Source organism: Aminobacter sp. DSM 101952, from assembly GCF_001424795.1.
GTDB classification, from domain to species: Bacteria; Pseudomonadota; Alphaproteobacteria; order Rhizobiales; family Rhizobiaceae; genus Aminobacter; species Aminobacter aganoensis.
Genome location: NZ_LMCL01000003.1, coordinates 127,477 through 143,940 on the forward strand (window position 1 = coordinate 127,477; position 16,464 = coordinate 143,940).

Consider the following 16,464-nt stretch of genomic DNA (forward strand, 5'->3'; position numbering starts at 1 on the left):
CCAGATCGTCATTCCCAAAGCTGGCCACGCCACACCGGCAGGCCAGCCGCCGGCACTTTTACATCGCGCCGGCTTCGTCGCCGTCGTCTTCCTCGCGCGAGCCGTTCTCGAGGAACTTCTCGGCGATCAGGCCGGCATTCTGCCTGAGCAGGGTCTCGATCTCACGCGCCGCGTCCGGATTGTTGCGCAGGAACAGCTTTGCGTTCTCGCGGCCCTGGCCGAGGCGCTGGGAATTGTAGGAGAACCAGGCACCGGACTTCTCGACCACGCCGGCCTTGACGCCGAGGTCGACGAGCTCGCCGGTCTTGGACACGCCTTCGCCATACATGATGTCGAACTCGACCTGCTTGAAGGGCGGAGCCAGCTTGTTCTTGACCACCTTGACGCGGGTCTGGTTGCCGACGACCTCGTCGCGGTCCTTGACCGAGCCGATGCGGCGGATGTCGAGACGAACCGAAGCATAGAACTTGAGCGCGTTGCCGCCCGTCGTCGTTTCGGGCGAACCGTACATGACGCCGATCTTCATGCGGATCTGGTTGATGAAGATGACCATGGTGTTGGAGCGCGAGATCGACGCGGTCAGCTTGCGCAGCGCCTGGCTCATCAGGCGGGCCTGCAGGCCGGGCAGCGACTCGCCCATCTCGCCTTCGATTTCAGCGCGCGGCGTCAAAGCCGCCACAGAGTCGACGACCAGGACGTCGATGGCACCCGAGCGGACCAGCGTGTCGCAGATCTCCAGCGCCTGCTCGCCGGTGTCGGGCTGCGAGATCAGCAGGTTTTCGAGATCGACACCAAGCTTGCGGGCATAGACCGGGTCGAGCGCATGTTCGGCGTCGACGAAGGCGCAGATGCCGCCCTTCTTCTGGGCTTCGGCAACGGTGTGCAGGGCAAGCGTCGTCTTGCCCGAGCTTTCCGGACCGTAGATCTCGATGATGCGGCCGCGCGGCAGGCCGCCGACGCCGAGCGCGATGTCGAGGCCGAGCGAGCCTGTGGAGACGGTGCCGATCTCGACGACCTGCTCGTTGGCGCCGAGCCGCATGATCGAGCCCTTGCCGAAGGCGCGTTCGATCTGCGACAGCGCCGCGTCCAGAGCCTTAGATTTGTCCACCGAATTTTCCTCTACAAGCCGCAATGAATTTTGAGCCATGATACATCACCCCGTGGTCATCAATGAAGGCCGGTCTATCCGATGCCGATACAAATTTGTACCGGTTTTGTTCACATTTGGCAAGAGCAGCCAAATTATTGATATTGAATGCAAATCTGCATCGTGTTCTTTTTTTGTTTTTGCACCACGCGTGATCCGATGTCGCATCGAGCCGAAAGCCCCTCGCCCGGAAAAGCCCGTCATCGCGATTCGGCGGCGGTTGCCGCCCTCCGCGCGGAACACTAAGTTCGCCGCCTGAAACGCCAACGGACAGCAGCAGCATGAAGTCACCCAGAATCCTTGCCATCGGCGGCGCCCATGTCGACCGACGCGGGCGGATGTCGGCTCCCTTCGTGCCCGGGGCCTCGATCCCCGGGGCCATGAGCGAAGAGGTCGGCGGCGGGGCTTTCAACGCGCTGCGCGGTGCGGTCCGGCGGGGCGCGGCAGGTTCGCTGATGTCGGTGCGCGGCGGCGATGCCGCCGGCGAGACGGTGGCGGCGGAAATCGCATCCAACGGCATCTCGGACCTGTCGGCGGTGTTTCTCGACCGCGCGACGCCAAGCTACACGGCCCTGCTCGACCGCGGCGGCGACGTGGTGGCGGCGCTTGCCGACATGGGACTGTATGAGCTGGCGTTTCCGAAACAGATGCGGCGCGCCAAGATGCGCGAGGCGATCGCGGCAGCCGATGCCGTGCTGTGCGACGCCAACCTGCCGGAGACGGCACTTTGGCGGCTGGCGGAAGCGGCCGGCACTGTGCCGCTGTTTGCCATCGCCATATCGCCGGCCAAGGCGGTGCGCATGGTGCCGATCCTCGACAGGCTGTCATGCCTGTTCATGAACCGGCGCGAGGCCGCAGTGCTGGCCGGAACCAATGCCGAAGCCGACGCCAGCGAGATCGCGCGCGGGCTGCGCGCCGCAGGGCTCAAGCGTGGCGTCGTCACCGCCGGCGGCAGCGCGGTCTTCGCCTTTGACGCCGAAGGGCTATCGATGATCGCCCCGCCGGCGCCGCGCCAGGTCGTCGACGTCACCGGCGCCGGCGACGCGCTGGCGGGCACGACCACGGTCGCCTTGCTGCGCGGCGAAGGGCTGGCAAACGCATTGAGGCAAGGAATCGCCGCCGCGGTGCTGGCCATCGAGAGCCCATCCGCCGTACCGGAACTCGGCCAGGCAGCCTTCGACGAGGTGCTGGCCCTTGTGCCGCAAGCCCGGGAAATGGCATGACGCGGACCAAGGAGATCACCATGACGCCAGAAACCGCCCGCCCCTTCATCGACATCCACGCTCCCGTCGCGGCCGCGCTCGCCGCAGGCAAGCCGGTCGTGGCGCTCGAAAGCACCATCATCACCCACGGCATGCCCTATCCCGACAACAGCGCGATGGCGGCGAATGTCGAGAAGATCATCTCCGACGAAGGTGCGGTGCCGGCAACGATCGCGGTCATCAACGGCCGCATCAAGATCGGCCTGTCCGACGGCGAGCGCGAGTCGCTGGCGATGACCGGCGGCGCCATGAAGCTGTCGCGCGCCGACATCGCCTATGCGGTCGCGGAAGGGCGCACCGGCGGCACGACGGTGGCAGCGACGATGATCGCGGCCCATCTCGCCGGCATCAAGGTGTTCGCCACCGGCGGCATCGGCGGCGTTCACAAGGGCGCCGAGAAGAGCTTCGACATCTCCGCCGACCTCGACGAGCTGGCGCGCACGCCCGTCATCGTGGTGTCGGCCGGGGCCAAGGCCATCCTCGACATCGAAAAGACGCTCGAAGTGCTGGAGACGCGCGGCGTGCCCGTCGTCGCCTTTGGCTCCGACATCGTGCCGGCGTTCTGGTCGCGCAAATCGCCCTATGCGGCGCCGCTCAGGCTCGATGCTCCCGAGAAGATCGCCCGCCTGCACGCGACCCGTGGTGCGCTTGGCCTCGACGGCGGTCTGCTGGTGGCGAACCCGGTGCCGGAGAGCGACGAGATCCCCGCTGACAAGATGGCCGGCTACATCGAGGCGGCGCAGAAGGCAGCCGAAGCCCAGAACATCTCGGGCAAGGCGGTGACGCCGTTCCTGCTGGCGAAGATTCTCGAGCTGACCAATGGCGCCAGCCTCAAGACCAACATCGCGCTGGTGGAAAACAACGCACGGCTTGCGGCAAAGGTGGCAATCGCGCTTGCCAAGGCGTGAGCGGCCGTAAGACGCCTCAATATTAGCATTACATAATATGCATTCCGGACAGGCAGGCATAAGCTGCAGCGCGGCCAGCCGTCCGGAATTGACCGGCGGCATCATCGGAGCTGAGTGATGTCCGGCATTGGCGGGCGTTGCCGATATGCCAGGTTGCAGCCAGCCGCATGCTGTTGCGCGACCCTGCTCGCACTGCCGGCATTTTTCATCACAATCGCCCCTTCATCGGCGCACAGGGCGGCTACCGGCTGGACTTATCCGCCGGCCTGCTGCCATGGCGACGTCGAACATGGCGAGTGCCGGACCATTCCCGAAAGGGCGGTGAAGGAGAATGGCGGCGGCTGGTCTATCGTGCTGGAACCTGGCGATCACCCCAAGGTGACGCACCGCAACCGCTATTTCGTACCTTACGGCTCGGAAATACCCTCGGGCGACGGCGACTATCATATCTGCCTGCATCCGACCGAAGAGCACGAGAACTGCTTCTTCGTGCCGCCCGGCGCGATGTGACTACTTCTTGCTGCGCAGTGCCGCCTCGAAGGCCTTGCGCGCCCACCCGGCCATTTCGTCGGGGTCGTCGACAGCGCTTTCGGGGATGGTCCAGTAGGGCATGTTGACCGGCCGCCCACCGGCATCGGTCCAGCGCGCAGCACCAGCCGCCTCGAAATCGGGCGCGCTCACGGCGTCCGCCTTGAGCAGGATTTCGCCGCGCACCTCGACGCCGACGATCAGGCCATCATGGTAGATACCCTTGCCGCCGAACATTTTGCGGATGGTGACCTCGCCAAGGCCGGAGAAGCTCTCGCGGATGGCTTCGTCGCTCATTGGCGATCCTCCTTGCCATGTGTCTCGTGCATCAACATCGCCCAACGCTTGACCTGCGATGGCGAGATACCGACACACTGAGCCATGTACAGCGGATGATGCGTTTCATGAAGCGCGACGCGCGGGCGAAGCCGCTCCGGCTGGAACCAGACATCGGCGTTGAGAAACAGCGAACTGGGAAACCCCGGCACGTCGTGCATGAGGTAGCCGAAGCAGCCTTCCTCGGCATAGGCGCCGGAGACAAAACCCTCTCTGTAGATATCCCAACTGCGCTCCGACAACGACATCCAGACGCCGAGGCGGAATTCTGTCGACAGGTTCGGCACTGGCAACGGCAGAAGGCAGCGGATGAAGCGATCGACCTCGCCGGTCGAATAGCGCACCTCGCAGAAATCATCATCGAGGTTCGACGCCGCCCGCGTCGCATCGTCAAGCGAGTCCCAGTCGACAGGCTCGCCGAACATCATGTCCATCGGCAGGCCGACATGTTCTTCGCTGCAACATGAGCACCGCCAGCGATAGGCTTCGGCGCTCATCGGCCTGCTTCTAGGCCGGGCTTTGCGCGCGTGCTTCGGCGAGCGCCTTGAGATCGGCGGGCTTCAGTTCGACGGATTCGCCGCAACCGCAGGCAGAACTCTGGTTCGGGTTGGAAAAGGTGAAGCCGGTGCGCAGCGTCGTGACCTCGAAATCCATCTGCGTGCCGAACAGGAACAGTGCCGCCTCGGGTGCGACATAGACATGAGCTCCGTCGCGCTCAATGTGGTCGTCCTTGGGGTTCGGCTCGGTCACCAGGTCGACCGTGTATTCCATGCCCGCGCAGCCACCCTTCTTGATGCCGAGGCGAATCCCTCGCGCATTCTCGCGGGTGGCCATGATCTCGCGTACGCGCTCGGCGGCCCTGTCGGTCATTGAGATGACGGCGAAGCGTCCCATTCCAGTCTCCATTCGTCGACGGGTTCAAGGCCCGCGGAATGACTCATTCCAAAGCTAAGATGGTGAAGATTGCTTCTTCGTGCAAGCCTCACCAAACAGTGGCCTAGTACCAGCCCACCGCGACCTGGGCCTCTTCCGACATGCGGTCGGGGGTCCATGGCGGGTCGAAGGTCATGGTGACCTCGACGCCCGACACGCCTTCGACGGCACCGACGGCGTTCTGCACCCAGCCCGGCATTTCGCCTGCTACCGGGCAGCCGGGGGCTGTCAGCGTCATGTCGATCTTGACGGTGCGGTCGTCCTCGATGTCGATCTTGTAGATGAGACCGAGCTCGTAGATGTCGGCGGGGATTTCCGGGTCGTAGACCGTTTTCAACGCCGAAACGATGTCGTCGGTCAGGCGCGCCAGCTCATCAGCCGGAATGGCCGAGGCTGAAACGATGCCCTTACCGGCCGTTTCCGGCGCGGTGTCGTCAACTGTGGCGGCGATAACGTCTTCCATGGTGCTCACCCGAAGAATTTGCGCGCTTTTTCAAGCGCTTCGGCCAGGACGTCGATCTCGGCCTTCGTATTGTACATGGCAAAGGACGCCCTGCATGTGGAGGTTACGCCGAAGCGTTTCAACAGCGGCTGGGCGCAATGCGTGCCGGCGCGCACGGCGACGCCCTGGCGGTCGATGACCATCGACACGTCATGGGCATGGATGCCCTGCAGCTCGAACGAGACGATGGCACCCTTGCCGGGCGCGTCGCCGAAGATGCGCAGCGAATTGATGGCGCGCAGTCGTTCATGGGCATAGTCGCGCAGCATCTCCTCGTGCGCCGCGATGCGCTCGCGGCCGATGCTGTCCATGTAGTCGAGCGCCGCGCCAAGTCCGATCGCCTGGACGATCGGCGGCGTGCCGGCCTCGAAGCGGTGGGGCGGCTCGTTGTAGGTGACGATGTCCTCGGTGACCTCGACGATCATCTCGCCGCCGCCCTGGAAGGGGCGCATGCGCTCGAGCAGCTCGCGCTTGCCGTAGAGCACGCCGATGCCCGAGGGGCCGTAGAGCTTGTGGCCGGTCATGACGAAGAAGTCGCAATCAAGGTCCTGCACGTCGATCGGCATGTGGACGGCGCTCTGGCTGCCATCGACCAGGACCGGGATGCCACGCGCATGCGCGATGCGGCAGATTTCCTTGATCGGCGTGACGGTGCCGAGTGCGTTCGACATGTGCGTGACGGCGACCAGTTTCGTGCGACCGGTCAGGCGCTTTTCGAATTCCTCGATGTGGAAGGCGCCGAGATCGTCGACCGGTACCCAGACCAGCCTGGCGCCCTGGCGCTCCCTGATGAAGTGCCACGGCACGATGTTGGAGTGGTGCTCCATGATCGACAGCACGATCTCGTCGCCCTCACCGATGTTCGGCATGCCGTAGCCATAGGCGACGGTATTGATCGCCGACGTGGCATTGGAGGTGAAGACGATCTGGTCGACGTTGGGCGCGTTGAGGAAGCGGCGCACGCTCTCGCGCGCCTTCTCATAAGCGTCTGTCGCGGCGTTGGACAGGAAATGCAGGCCACGGTGTACGTTGGCGTATTCGTTGGAATAGGCGTGGTTGATGGTGTCGATGACGACCTGCGGCTTCTGGGCCGAGGCGCCGTTGTCGAGATAGACGAGCGGCTTGCCGTAGACCTCGCGCGACAGGATCGGGAAGTCACGGCGGATCGCCTCGACGTCATAGGTGCTGTCTTCGACTTTCTTGTCCATCGCGTCTTCTCTAAGCCACGTTTCTTCCAACACCCCTCATCCGTCTTGGCGCTTGGAGCCAATCCACCTTCTCCCACAAGGGGAGAAGGTCGGGCGCGGTCCCTTCTCCCCTGTGGGAGAAGGTGGCCGAGCGGAGCGAGGTTGGTTGAGGGGTGCTGCTCGCGCCCCTCAACCGTTACCCATGCGTCGCAAACCAGTTGCCCAGCAGCTCTTCCAGCGGATCGACGACCGTTTCGTCCTCGAGCTCCTCGATGACTTCGGCCAGGAACGCCCGCACCAGAAGGCCGCGGGCTGTCTTTTCGTCGACGCCGCGCGCCATCAGGTAGAACAGGTGGTTGCGGTCGATCTCGGTGACGGTGGCGCCATGGCCGCAGGCGACGTCGTCGGCGAAAATCTCCAGCTCCGGCTTGGTCGAGAACTCGCCGTCGTCAGACAGCAGCAGCGTGTTGCAGGCCATGCGGGCGTCGGTCTTCTGGGCGATCTGGTGCACGTTGATGCGGCCCTGGAACACACCCTTGGCGCGGCCGGTGACGACGTTGCGCACGACTTCGGTCGAGGTGGTGTGCGGCACCGCATGGTCGAGCACCATGGTGACGTCGACATGGCTGTCGCCGGCGAGCAGGTTGACGCCGCGCAGCTTGAAGTCGGCGCCTTCGCCATTGGCCTTGACGATGACCTCCTGGCGCACGAGCTTGCCGCCGGCGTTCATGACGAACAGCGTGAGCCTGGCGTTCTTGCCGAGTTCGGCCTTGAACTGGGCGAGATGGGTCGCCGTCTCCGGCTGGTCCTGGACGATCAGCCACAGCACTTCGGCATCATCGCCGAGCAGCAACTGGCTGACGGAACTGACAAGGCCTGCGCCCTCGCCCGTCTGGCGTTCGACGATGATGGCCTTGGAGCCGGCGCCGACACGCACCGGCAGACGCACATGGCTCTGGCCACCGGCCTGGATGTTCTGCAGCTCGATCGGCTTCTCAAGCTGAGTACCCGCTTCGATGTCGACGAAGTAGCCGTCTGCAACGAAGGCCGTATTGAGCGCACCGACAGCGTCGTCGCTGCCATAGGTGACCAGTGCCGGCGCGTAGCTGCCATCGACGAGCTTGTCACCGAGGCGCTGGAACGACACGCCTTCCAGATCCGGCGTGGCCGACGAAACGCCGTTGACGATCGAAAGCAGGGTCGAGCCTTCGAGCAGGGGCGCAATCGCCTTGGCTTCGGCGCTGGCATCGAAGGCCGGCACGGAAGCCAGAAGGCGACGCAGGTCGGTGTAGTGCCAGGATTCGACCCGGCGGGTCGGCAGGCCTGCCTTGATCTGCTCGATCGCATCGTCGCGCTTGACCATGATCGCTCCGTCGCCGGGCAGCAGCGACAGCCGCTCGCCGAAGGCATCGACGATCGCCGCCTCCGCCGGGGTCCGCTGTATTTCAGCTCGCATGTTCATGACCGACACCTCAAGCAGCCTCTTCGATGATCCCGGCGTAGCCGTTCTCTTCGAGTTCGAGCGCCAGCGACTTGTCGCCCGACTTGATGACCTGGCCCTTGTAGAGGACGTGGACGGTATCCGGCACGATGTGGTCGAGCAGGCGCTGGTAGTGGGTGATGACGATGATGGCGCGGTCGGGCGAACGCAGGGCGTTGACGCCGTCGGAGACGATCTTGAGCGCGTCGATGTCGAGGCCGGAGTCGGTCTCGTCGAGGACGCACAGCTTCGGCTCCAGCAGCTTCATCTGCAGGATCTCGGCGCGCTTCTTTTCGCCGCCGGAGAAGCCGACATTGACCGGACGCTTGAGCATGTTGAAGTCCATCTCGAGCGTGCCGGCGGCGTCCTTCACGCGCTTGATGAATTCAGGCACCTTGAGCGGCTCCTCGCCACGCGCCTTGCGCTGCGAGTTCATCGCGACCTTGAGGAACTCCATGGTGGCGACGCCCGGTATCTCCATCGGATACTGGAAGGCCAGGAACAGGCCCTTGGCGGCGCGCTCGGCGGGGTCCATCTCAAGGATCGACTCGCCGTTGTAGAGAATGTCGCCCTCGGTGACCTCGTAGTCGTCGCGGCCGGCGAGGATGTAGGACAGCGTCGACTTGCCCGAGCCGTTAGGGCCCATGATGGCAGCGACTTCGCCGGCCTTCACGGTCAGGTTGAGGCCGCGGATGATCTCGGTGCCGCTCTCGGCGATGCGGGCATGCAGGTTCTTGATCTCAAGCATTTTTCTTCAGCTTTCTTCACATCTGGCGCCGAGCGGGCGGCGCAATTCCTGTCAATGACGTTGCCGGCGCGGCACGGAATTCTCAGATCCCGAACACACGGCGCAGCAGCGGCAAAAGGCTTGCGGCAACGATGCCGGTGATGGTTCCCACGACAAGCCGTGCAGCACGCGACTGAAACGACGGCGCAGCCGCCGCAAGTCCGCCGCAGACGACCGCGTAGAAGACCATCGTGACCGGATCCATCAGCCGACGCTCCCCTCGAGGCTGATGCCGATGAGCTTCTGCGCCTCGACGGCAAACTCCATCGGCAGTTCCTGGATGACTTCCTTGACGAAGCCGTTGACGATCAGCGCGATGGCTTCCTCCTCGGGAATGCCGCGCTGCATGACGTAGAACTTCTGGTCGTCGGAGATCTTCGAGGTCGTCGCCTCGTGCTCGAACTGGGCCGTGGCGTTCTTGGCTTCGATGTAAGGCACGGTGTGCGCGCCGCACTGGTTGCCGATCAGCAACGAGTCGCACTGGGTGAAGTTACGGGCGTTGGTCGCCTTGCGGTGAGCCGAGACCTGGCCGCGATAGGTGTTTTGCGAATTGCCGGCAGCAATGCCCTTGGAGATGATGCGGCTCGACGTGTTCTTGCCGAGGTGGATCATCTTGGTGCCCGAATCGATCTGCTGGTAGCCGTTGGACACGGCGATCGAGTAGAACTCGCCGCGGCTGTCGTCGCCGCGCAGGATGCAGGACGGGTACTTCCAGGTGATGGCCGAACCGGTCTCGACCTGGGTCCAAGAGATCTTCGACCGGTCGCCACGGCAGTCGCCGCGCTTGGTGACGAAGTTGTAGATGCCGCCCTTGCCCTGGGCATCGCCCGGGTACCAGTTCTGGACGGTTGAATACTTGATCTCGGCATCGTCGAGCGCGACCAGCTCGACCACGGCGGCGTGGAGTTGGTTCTCGTCGCGCTGGGGTGCGGTGCAGCCCTCGAGATAAGAGACGTAGGCCCCCTCCTCGGCGATGATCAGCGTGCGCTCGAACTGGCCGGTGTTCTTCTCGTTGATGCGGAAATAGGTCGACAGTTCCATCGGGCAACGCACGCCCTTGGGCACGAAGACGAAGGAGCCATCGGTGAATACGGCCGAATTCAGCGTCGCATAATAGTTGTCGGAAGTCGGCACGACCGAGCCGAGGTACTTCTTGATCAGCTCGGGATGCTCGCGGATGGCTTCCGAGATCGAGCAGAACATGACGCCGGCCTTGGCCAGCTCTTCCTTGAAGGTGGTGACGACCGAGATCGAGTCGAACACGGCGTCGACGGCGACGCGGCCCGACTTGTAGACGTTGTCGCCCGGCTCGTCTTCGGACAGGTCGTCGACAGGTGCCGCTTCCTTCTGGACGCCGGCGAGGATTTCCTGCTCGCGCAGCGGGATGCCGAGCTTCTCATAGACCTTGAGAATCTCGGGATCGACCTCGTCGAGCGACTTGGGGCCCGACTGGTTCTTCGGCGCGGCGTAATAGTAGATGTCCTGGAAGTCGATCTTGGGATAGTCGACGCGCGCCCATGTCGGCTCTTCGAGCGTCAGCCAGCGGCGGAACGCTTCCAGGCGCCATTCGAGCATCCATTCCGGTTCGTTCTTCTTGTTCGAGATGAAACGAATGATGTCTTCGTTCAGGCCCTTGGGAGCCTTTTCAGTCTCGATCTCGGTCTCGAATCCGTATTTGTATTGGTCCACATCGATCTTGCGGACCTGCTCGATCGTTTCCTGCACAGCAGGCATAAGCGTTCTCCATCCACGCCGGGGTCAAGGCCCGACAGTTTTCAAACTATGGCACCGCTGGAGCGGCGTAAGTTCCATATAGTGCATTCCGTCCGGGAATTCACCCGGAAGGCCGCCTTGCGGCGCCCCTGACACACCCGTTCACTGGCCCTTGGGCCAAATTTGCCACCCTTTCAGGCGGCCTGCGTACGATCCGTGCGGCGCGCCAGGAGCGCGGCAAGGGCCGTTTCGAATTTTTCCACGTCCGCCTCGGTCGTCTGCCTTCCGATCGAGACACGCAGGGCACCGAGATTGTCGGCATAGCCCATGGCTTTCAGCACATGGCTGGGACCGACCTTGCCCGACGAGCAGGCGGAGCCGGCCGAGAGCGCGACGCCCGCGAGATCGAAGGCGATCTGCGCCGTCTCGGCCTTGACGCCCGGAATAGCGAAGAATGTCGTATTGGCAAGCCGTTCGACGGCCTTTCCGAAGATTTCGGCATCGGGGGCAAGCCGCATGATCGCTGCCTCGATGCCGTCGCGCAGGGTGCGCACCCGCTCGATTTCGGCAAGGCCCGCCAGCGCTTCGCGCGCAGCAGCACCAAAGCCGGCGATGGCCGGCAGGTTTTCGGTGCCGCCGCGATGGCCCTTCTCCTGGCCGCCACCGGTGACGAGCGGCGCCGGCATCATCAGGTCGGCGAAGGCGACGATCGCACCGGCGCCCTTGGGACCGCCGATCTTGTGCGAGGAGAGAATCAGGTAGTCGGCGTAACCCTCTGACATGTCGAGAGGAATGCGCCCGGCCGCCTGGACCGCATCGAGCACCAGCACGCCGCCGGCAGCCTTGACCAGTTCGGAAATGGCACGAACGGGCTGGATGACGCCGGTCTCGTTGTTGGCGGCATGGATCGCCACCAGCGGCAGGCCCTCGGACTTGTCGTGGGCGGCAAGTGCTGCCTGCAAGGCAACAAGATCGATGATGCCGTTGGCGTCGACACCCAGCCGCGCGATCCGCTCGGCGGGAAAGCGCCCACCGTTCAGCACGCAAGGATGGTCGGCTTCGGTGACGAAGAGACGCGACATGCGGACCGCACCACGGCCCATGCGCCAGTCCGGCGAAAGCAGCGTCGTTGCAGCCTCTGTAGCGCCCGAGGTGAAGACGACATGCCCGGGCTGGGCGCCGACGAGCGTGGCGACATCGCGCCTGGCATCCTCGACGATCCTGCGGGCGGTCCGGCCTTCACTGTGCACGGACGACGGATTGGCGGCGACATCGAGCGCTGCGACCACGGCCGCACGCGCTGCGGGCAGCAGCGGCGCACTGGCGTTGTGGTCGAGATAGGCGCGCGATCCGGCCATTTCCGTACAATCTGCCCTGTCAAATCACGTTTGGGTGTGGGGACGCGCAATTTCCTTGAAATTCCAAGGCGAGCCGTCCTATCTACCCGCTTTGCCAAACAGGTGGCCTCGCCACCCAGTTTTGAACAGTTCTAAACTAGCTTCTATGAAGACGCGTCCCCCGCGTCAAGGCTGGAACAGGATTGTTTCATCGGCTTTGCGTCAAGTGGAGTATTCTATGCCAGAGGTCATTTTCACCGGTCCGGCGGGTCGCCTGGAAGGTCGTTACCAGCCGTCCAAGGAAAAGAACGCGCCGATCGCCATCATCCTGCACCCGCACCCCCAGTTCGGCGGCACGATGAACAACAAGATCGTGTACGACCTCTTCTATATGTTCCAGAAGCGCGACTTCACCACGCTGCGCTTCAATTTCCGCGGCATCGGCCGCAGCCAGGGCGAATTCGACCACGGCACCGGCGAGTTGTCGGACGCGGCAGCCGCGCTCGACTGGGTGCAGTCGCTGCATCCCGATTCGAAGAGCTGCTGGGTCGCCGGCTATTCCTTCGGTGCCTGGATCGGCATGCAGCTGCTGATGCGCCGCCCGGAGATCGAGGGCTTCATCTCGGTGGCACCGCAGCCCAACACCTATGACTTCTCGTTCCTGGCGCCCTGCCCTTCGTCCGGCCTGATCATCCATGGCGACGCCGACAAGGTGGCCCCGCCCAAGGACGTGCAGGGCCTGGTCGACAAGCTGCATACGCAGAAGGGCATCACCATCACCCAGAAGACGCTGACCGGCGCCAACCACTTCTTCGGCAACGATCCGGAGGTGGTGATCGACGAATGCGCCGAATATCTCGACCGGCGCCTCGCCGGCGAGCTTTCGGATCCGCGTCCGAAGCGCCTCCGCTAAAAGGACCAGCCCGCATGTACCAGCCGCCCCTGTTTCGCGAGACCAGGCTGGACGTGCTGCATGCGCTGATCCGCAGCCACCCGCTCGGCCTTCTGGTCTGCAACGGATCGGACGGCCCGGTCGCCAACCCGCTGCCGTTCCTGCTCGACGCCGATGTCGGGCCGAACGGCAGGCTGCAGGCCCACCTGGCGCGCGCCAACCCGCAATGGCGGCTGCTGGCCGAGATGGCCGAGCCTGTGCTGGTGGTGTTCCAGGGTGCTGAAAGCTACATCACGCCATCCTGGTACGAGACCAAGCGCGACACCGGCAAGGTGGTGCCGACCTGGAACTACGCCATGGTCCAGGTGCGCGGCACGGTGCGGGTGATCGAGGACAAGGACTGGCTCGCCGCCCAGGTTGCCAAGCTCACGGCGACGCACGAGGCCGGCCGCGCCGAGCCCTGGCAGGTGACCGACGCGCCCCAGGCCTACATCGACGCCCAGATCAAGGGTATCGTCGGGCTCGAGATCGACATTGCCAGCATCGACGGCAAATGGAAGGTCAGCCAGAACCGGCCGGTAGGCGACCGCGCAGGCGTGGCCACGGGACTGGAAGCGGACCAGGGCACCGACGACGGCATGGCGCAACTGGTCCGGCAATATGGCGGGCTGACGGGCGAATAGCCGCTGGTCTCGAACAACGTGACTTCAGCTGCAGCGACCTCATTCAGAAATGACGGACGGCCGGTGGCCGCCCGCCACGTCGAGACGTCCCTTACCTGGCCTTCAGGAACGCGCCGACTTCCAGCAGCACGAACTCATTGTCGTCAGCCTTGACCAGGGAACGGCCGGCCGAGAACGGCAGGTTGTTGTCGTTGCCGACGACGATGTGGCTGTCGTCGACGAGGTCGACATTTTCGATGGTGACGAAGGGCATGTCGTAGAAGCCCTCGCCGCCGCCCTGGCGCTTCTTGTTGTCGGGATCGGCGATCTTCATCAGGTCGATATAGCCGACCTTGCGCACGGCCTTGCCGACGTTGTCGTCGGTCATCTCGATCTTGTAGATGCGCTTGACCTTGGCCGGCCTGGCGAAACAATCCGGCTTGGGATCGTTGGCATCGGTGCAAGCCTTGTTCGCGGTCCCGGCACCGTTGTCGCGCTCGATGACCAGCGCTTCGGTTTCGCTGATCATGTTGAAGTCGCCGATGGCCTCGCCACCGTCGGCCAGCGGGTAGAGCCAGCTGCGACCGGTCCACTCTTTCCTGGCGGCGTCAAACTCGATGACGCGAAGCGCGGTCTTGCCATCAACCGTCTCGACGGAACCATCGGCCATGTAGCGCGGGCCTTCGAGAAGGCCGTAGAGCCTGGCGCCGTCCTTCGACATCGCCAGGCCTTCATAGCCGCCCGAGCGCTTGAGGTTGAAGGTGGGGTTCCTGGCGGTGGGGTTGCCAGGCAGCGTCAGCGTCGGGTGATCGGGCGAAATCACCGCCTCGCCGTCGACGGTAGTTGCAACGACATCGGTCAGCCTGCCGTCGAGGTCGAATTTCAACAGGTACGGACCGAATTCCTCGCCGACCCAGAATCCGTCGGCGACCGGCTGGATCGATTCGACGTCGAAATCGGCACCGGTGAGAAAGCGGGTGTCGGAGCCTTCGAGCACGATCGGGAACGGCGCCTTGCGGTCCGGATCGGTGAGGAACAGGGTCTTGATGCGGTTCATCGTACCCTTGTCCCAGTCGAACGAGATGTGGTGCAGCATCAGGGCCGCGTCGGTCGAATTGAGCTTGGCGCCGAAGCCGTTGTCGGACAGCGACCAGAACGTGCCGTCGCCAACCGCCTTGATGCCGGAAAAGCCCTGCACCGGCTGGCCGTCGAAGGGCAGCGACAGACCTGTCGTGCGCACGCCATCCTTGCCCGGAACCGTGCCCAGGCCTTCGGCGCGCTTGCGGTCCGGCGTTGTGAACTTGCCCGAGGTGCGCAGGTGCTCGGGCGCGTTTTCGGGCGCCGCTATGATGGTGTTGGCGGGCAGGATCGCATGGCCGGCAAGCGTTGCCTTGAACTCCGTGCCGTCCGCGAGGGCGGCGGCGGTGGAAATCGCGAGAACGGCTGCAGCCAGATGGAGAGAGCGTCGCATGGTGGACCCCGGTTGGTTGAACTGACGTGCCCCTGCTAGGAGCGCGCCATGTCGGCCCGGTGACGCCTGAATGAAACTTTGATGAAGCCCGCCCGGATCAGGGGTCGGCGCGGACGCCGCCACTGACGGGGGCGCGGCAGCCGGTCGTCGTCGGGAAGGTCAAGGGCAGCCCCAGAGCCGAGCGAACAGCCAGATAGGCCCAGGCCTCGGCTTCCGTCGCATCGCCGTCGAGACCGGCATCCTCGGCGACGATCACCTCGGCTGCGGCCTTTTCGGCGCCCAGACGAAGATCGCCGACGATGTGCGGGTTCTTGCGGCCGCCGCCGCAGACGATCCAGAGCCTTGGCGGTTCCGGCAAATGTTCGACAGACTTCAGGATCGCCTCGGCCGAGACATTGGCCAGCGTGCGGGCGCCGTCGGCCAGTTCCAGGCCTTCGGCCAGGGCGAGCGTGAAATCGTTGCGGTCGAGCGATTTCGGCCCCGATTTACCGAAGAACGGATTGTCGAGATAGCGCGCGACGACCTCGGCCACCACGCCGCCCTCGCTGGCGATGGTGCCACCGGCATCGTAGGGTACGCCGCCCTCGCGGCTGACCCACTGGTCGATCAGCGTGTTGCCGGGACCGGTGTCGAAAGCGACGGGGTCGCCCGACGCAGGCACATAGGTGATGTTGGAGATGCCGCCGACATTGACGAACACGGCAGGCTTCATCGTGGCGTAGGGCTCGGGCAGCGACCGGGCGAGCGCTGCGTGATAGGCAGGAACCAGCGGCGCACCCTGCCCGCCATGGATCATGTCGTTGGCGCGCATGTCGTAGACGACAGGGAAACCGGCCTCGCGGGCAAGCAGCGCACCGTCGCCAAGCTGGACGGTGAGGCCGAGATGCGGACGATGCAGCACGGTCTGGCCGTGGAAGCCGATGAGGTCCGGTTCTTGCCATTTGGCGGGCAGAGAACGGATGAAATCCTTGACCGCCGCGGCGTGGCGCATGGTGATTTCGCGTTCGAGATCGCGAAGGTCGCCGGGGCGGTCCTCGCGGCGGACGATCGCCTTTGCCGTTTCCAGCGAAGCCTCGATGCGGCGACGAAAGGCGGCATCGTAGGCCACCGCCATGGACGGGCCGAATTCAAGCACATTGGCGCCGTCGCTGCGCAGTATGGCGAGGTCGATGCCGTCCATCGAGGTGCCGCTCATCAATCCAATGGCTGTCAGAAGCGCCATGAGGTCCGCCGTCCTTGTGATTCCAAGGCTTCAGATGCTAAAGCCCCAGCTTCGCCGATCCAATGCCGGATCGTCCGATCCCAATCGTCCGCCAAGA

The 16,464-nt window shown here is 64.3% G+C and carries 19 protein-coding genes; 5 read left to right on the forward strand and 14 right to left on the reverse strand.

What is annotated here, in order from left to right; genetic code table 11:
- Positions 1 to 58: 58 nt before the first annotated feature.
- Together recA and ASC75_RS26255 are read right to left on the reverse strand one after the other, a co-directional pair.
- On the reverse strand, positions 59 to 1,147 hold the full coding sequence (gene recA, locus ASC75_RS05135) for a recombinase RecA (protein WP_055971237.1): 1,089 nt from the start codon (positions 1,145 to 1,147) through the stop codon (positions 59 to 61).
- Positions 1,095 to 1,430, reverse strand: coding sequence for a hypothetical protein (locus tag ASC75_RS26255; RefSeq protein ID WP_162244891.1), 336 nt, complete (start codon positions 1,428 to 1,430; stop codon positions 1,095 to 1,097). Before ASC75_RS26255 ends, recA begins: the two co-directional genes overlap by 53 nt.
- On the opposite strand from ASC75_RS26255, the gene ASC75_RS05140 reads away from it, so the two are divergent.
- The 3 genes from ASC75_RS05140 (at position 1,429) to ASC75_RS26620 (ending at position 3,827) form a co-directional block, all read left to right on the forward strand.
- Complete coding sequence (locus ASC75_RS05140; protein ID WP_055971240.1) at positions 1,429 to 2,370, forward strand: carbohydrate kinase family protein; 942 nt, start codon at positions 1,429 to 1,431, stop codon at positions 2,368 to 2,370. The genes ASC75_RS26255 and ASC75_RS05140 overlap by 2 nt on opposite strands.
- A 20-nt stretch (positions 2,371 to 2,390) precedes the next feature.
- Positions 2,391 to 3,317, forward strand: coding sequence for a pseudouridine-5'-phosphate glycosidase (locus tag ASC75_RS05145; protein WP_055971675.1), 927 nt, complete (start codon positions 2,391 to 2,393; stop codon positions 3,315 to 3,317).
- A gap of 321 nt (positions 3,318 to 3,638) precedes the next feature.
- Entirely contained in the window at positions 3,639 to 3,827 is a 189-nt protein-coding gene (locus tag ASC75_RS26620; RefSeq protein WP_244487756.1) for a hypothetical protein, read from the forward strand.
- On the opposite strand, the gene ASC75_RS05155 is transcribed toward ASC75_RS26620, so the two are convergent.
- The 10 genes from ASC75_RS05155 to ASC75_RS05195 form a co-directional block, all read right to left on the reverse strand.
- Positions 3,828 to 4,142 carry a TfoX/Sxy family protein gene (locus ASC75_RS05155; RefSeq protein ID WP_055971242.1) on the reverse strand — a complete coding sequence of 105 codons (315 nt, stop codon included), beginning with the start codon at positions 4,140 to 4,142 and terminating at the stop codon, positions 3,828 to 3,830.
- Complete coding sequence (locus tag ASC75_RS05160) at positions 4,139 to 4,678, reverse strand: DUF2199 domain-containing protein (protein ID WP_082496401.1); 540 nt, start codon at positions 4,676 to 4,678, stop codon at positions 4,139 to 4,141. Before ASC75_RS05160 ends, ASC75_RS05155 begins: the two co-directional genes overlap by 4 nt.
- 10 nt (positions 4,679 to 4,688) lie before the next feature.
- The gene (gene sufA, locus ASC75_RS05165; protein WP_055971247.1) at positions 4,689 to 5,075 is read right to left on the reverse strand and encodes a Fe-S cluster assembly scaffold SufA; all 387 of its coding nucleotides are present in this window, start codon (positions 5,073 to 5,075) and stop codon (positions 4,689 to 4,691) included.
- A gap of 103 nt (positions 5,076 to 5,178) precedes the next feature.
- Positions 5,179 to 5,577, reverse strand: coding sequence for an SUF system Fe-S cluster assembly protein (locus ASC75_RS05170; RefSeq protein ID WP_055971249.1), 399 nt, complete (start codon positions 5,575 to 5,577; stop codon positions 5,179 to 5,181).
- Positions 5,578 to 5,582: 5 nt separating this feature from the next.
- The gene (locus ASC75_RS05175) at positions 5,583 to 6,824 is read right to left on the reverse strand and encodes a cysteine desulfurase (protein ID WP_055971252.1); all 1,242 of its coding nucleotides are present in this window, start codon (positions 6,822 to 6,824) and stop codon (positions 5,583 to 5,585) included.
- Positions 6,825 to 6,999: 175 nt separating this feature from the next.
- Entirely contained in the window at positions 7,000 to 8,265 is a 1,266-nt protein-coding gene (gene sufD, locus ASC75_RS05180; protein WP_055971687.1) for a Fe-S cluster assembly protein SufD, read from the reverse strand.
- Between the two features lie 10 nt (positions 8,266 to 8,275).
- Positions 8,276 to 9,031: a Fe-S cluster assembly ATPase SufC gene (gene sufC, locus ASC75_RS05185; protein ID WP_055971255.1), complete on the reverse strand. Its 756-nt coding sequence runs from the start codon at positions 9,029 to 9,031 to the stop codon at positions 8,276 to 8,278.
- 82 nt (positions 9,032 to 9,113) lie between these two features.
- Positions 9,114 to 9,275 (reverse strand): hypothetical protein, encoded by a 162-nt coding sequence (locus ASC75_RS26365; RefSeq protein WP_184117326.1) that lies wholly within the window; start codon positions 9,273 to 9,275, stop codon positions 9,114 to 9,116.
- Positions 9,275 to 10,804: a Fe-S cluster assembly protein SufB gene (gene sufB / locus ASC75_RS05190; protein ID WP_055971257.1), complete on the reverse strand. Its 1,530-nt coding sequence runs from the start codon at positions 10,802 to 10,804 to the stop codon at positions 9,275 to 9,277. The genes ASC75_RS26365 and sufB overlap by 1 nt, the downstream gene beginning before the upstream one ends.
- 173 nt (positions 10,805 to 10,977) lie before the next feature.
- Complete coding sequence (locus ASC75_RS05195) at positions 10,978 to 12,141, reverse strand: cysteine desulfurase family protein (protein WP_055971260.1); 1,164 nt, start codon at positions 12,139 to 12,141, stop codon at positions 10,978 to 10,980.
- Between the two features lie 217 nt (positions 12,142 to 12,358).
- Here ASC75_RS05195 and ASC75_RS05200 point away from each other — a divergent pair, with 217 nt between their 5' ends.
- Together ASC75_RS05200 and ASC75_RS05205 are read left to right on the forward strand one after the other, a co-directional pair.
- Positions 12,359 to 13,033: an alpha/beta hydrolase gene (locus ASC75_RS05200; protein WP_055971263.1), complete on the forward strand. Its 675-nt coding sequence runs from the start codon at positions 12,359 to 12,361 to the stop codon at positions 13,031 to 13,033.
- A gap of 14 nt (positions 13,034 to 13,047) precedes the next feature.
- Positions 13,048 to 13,695, forward strand: a complete 648-nt coding sequence (locus ASC75_RS05205; RefSeq protein ID WP_055971266.1) for an FMN-binding negative transcriptional regulator — start codon at positions 13,048 to 13,050, stop codon at positions 13,693 to 13,695.
- A 91-nt stretch (positions 13,696 to 13,786) separates the two neighbouring features.
- Here ASC75_RS05205 and ASC75_RS05210 read toward each other — a convergent pair whose 3' ends face one another.
- Both ASC75_RS05210 and ASC75_RS05215 read right to left on the reverse strand, forming a co-directional pair.
- Positions 13,787 to 15,145 carry an esterase-like activity of phytase family protein gene (locus tag ASC75_RS05210; protein WP_055971269.1) on the reverse strand — a complete coding sequence of 453 codons (1,359 nt, stop codon included), beginning with the start codon at positions 15,143 to 15,145 and terminating at the stop codon, positions 13,787 to 13,789.
- Positions 15,146 to 15,242: 97 nt separating this feature from the next.
- On the reverse strand, positions 15,243 to 16,367 hold the full coding sequence (locus ASC75_RS05215; RefSeq protein WP_055971272.1) for an anhydro-N-acetylmuramic acid kinase: 1,125 nt from the start codon (positions 16,365 to 16,367) through the stop codon (positions 15,243 to 15,245).
- Positions 16,368 to 16,464 lie beyond the last annotated feature (97 nt).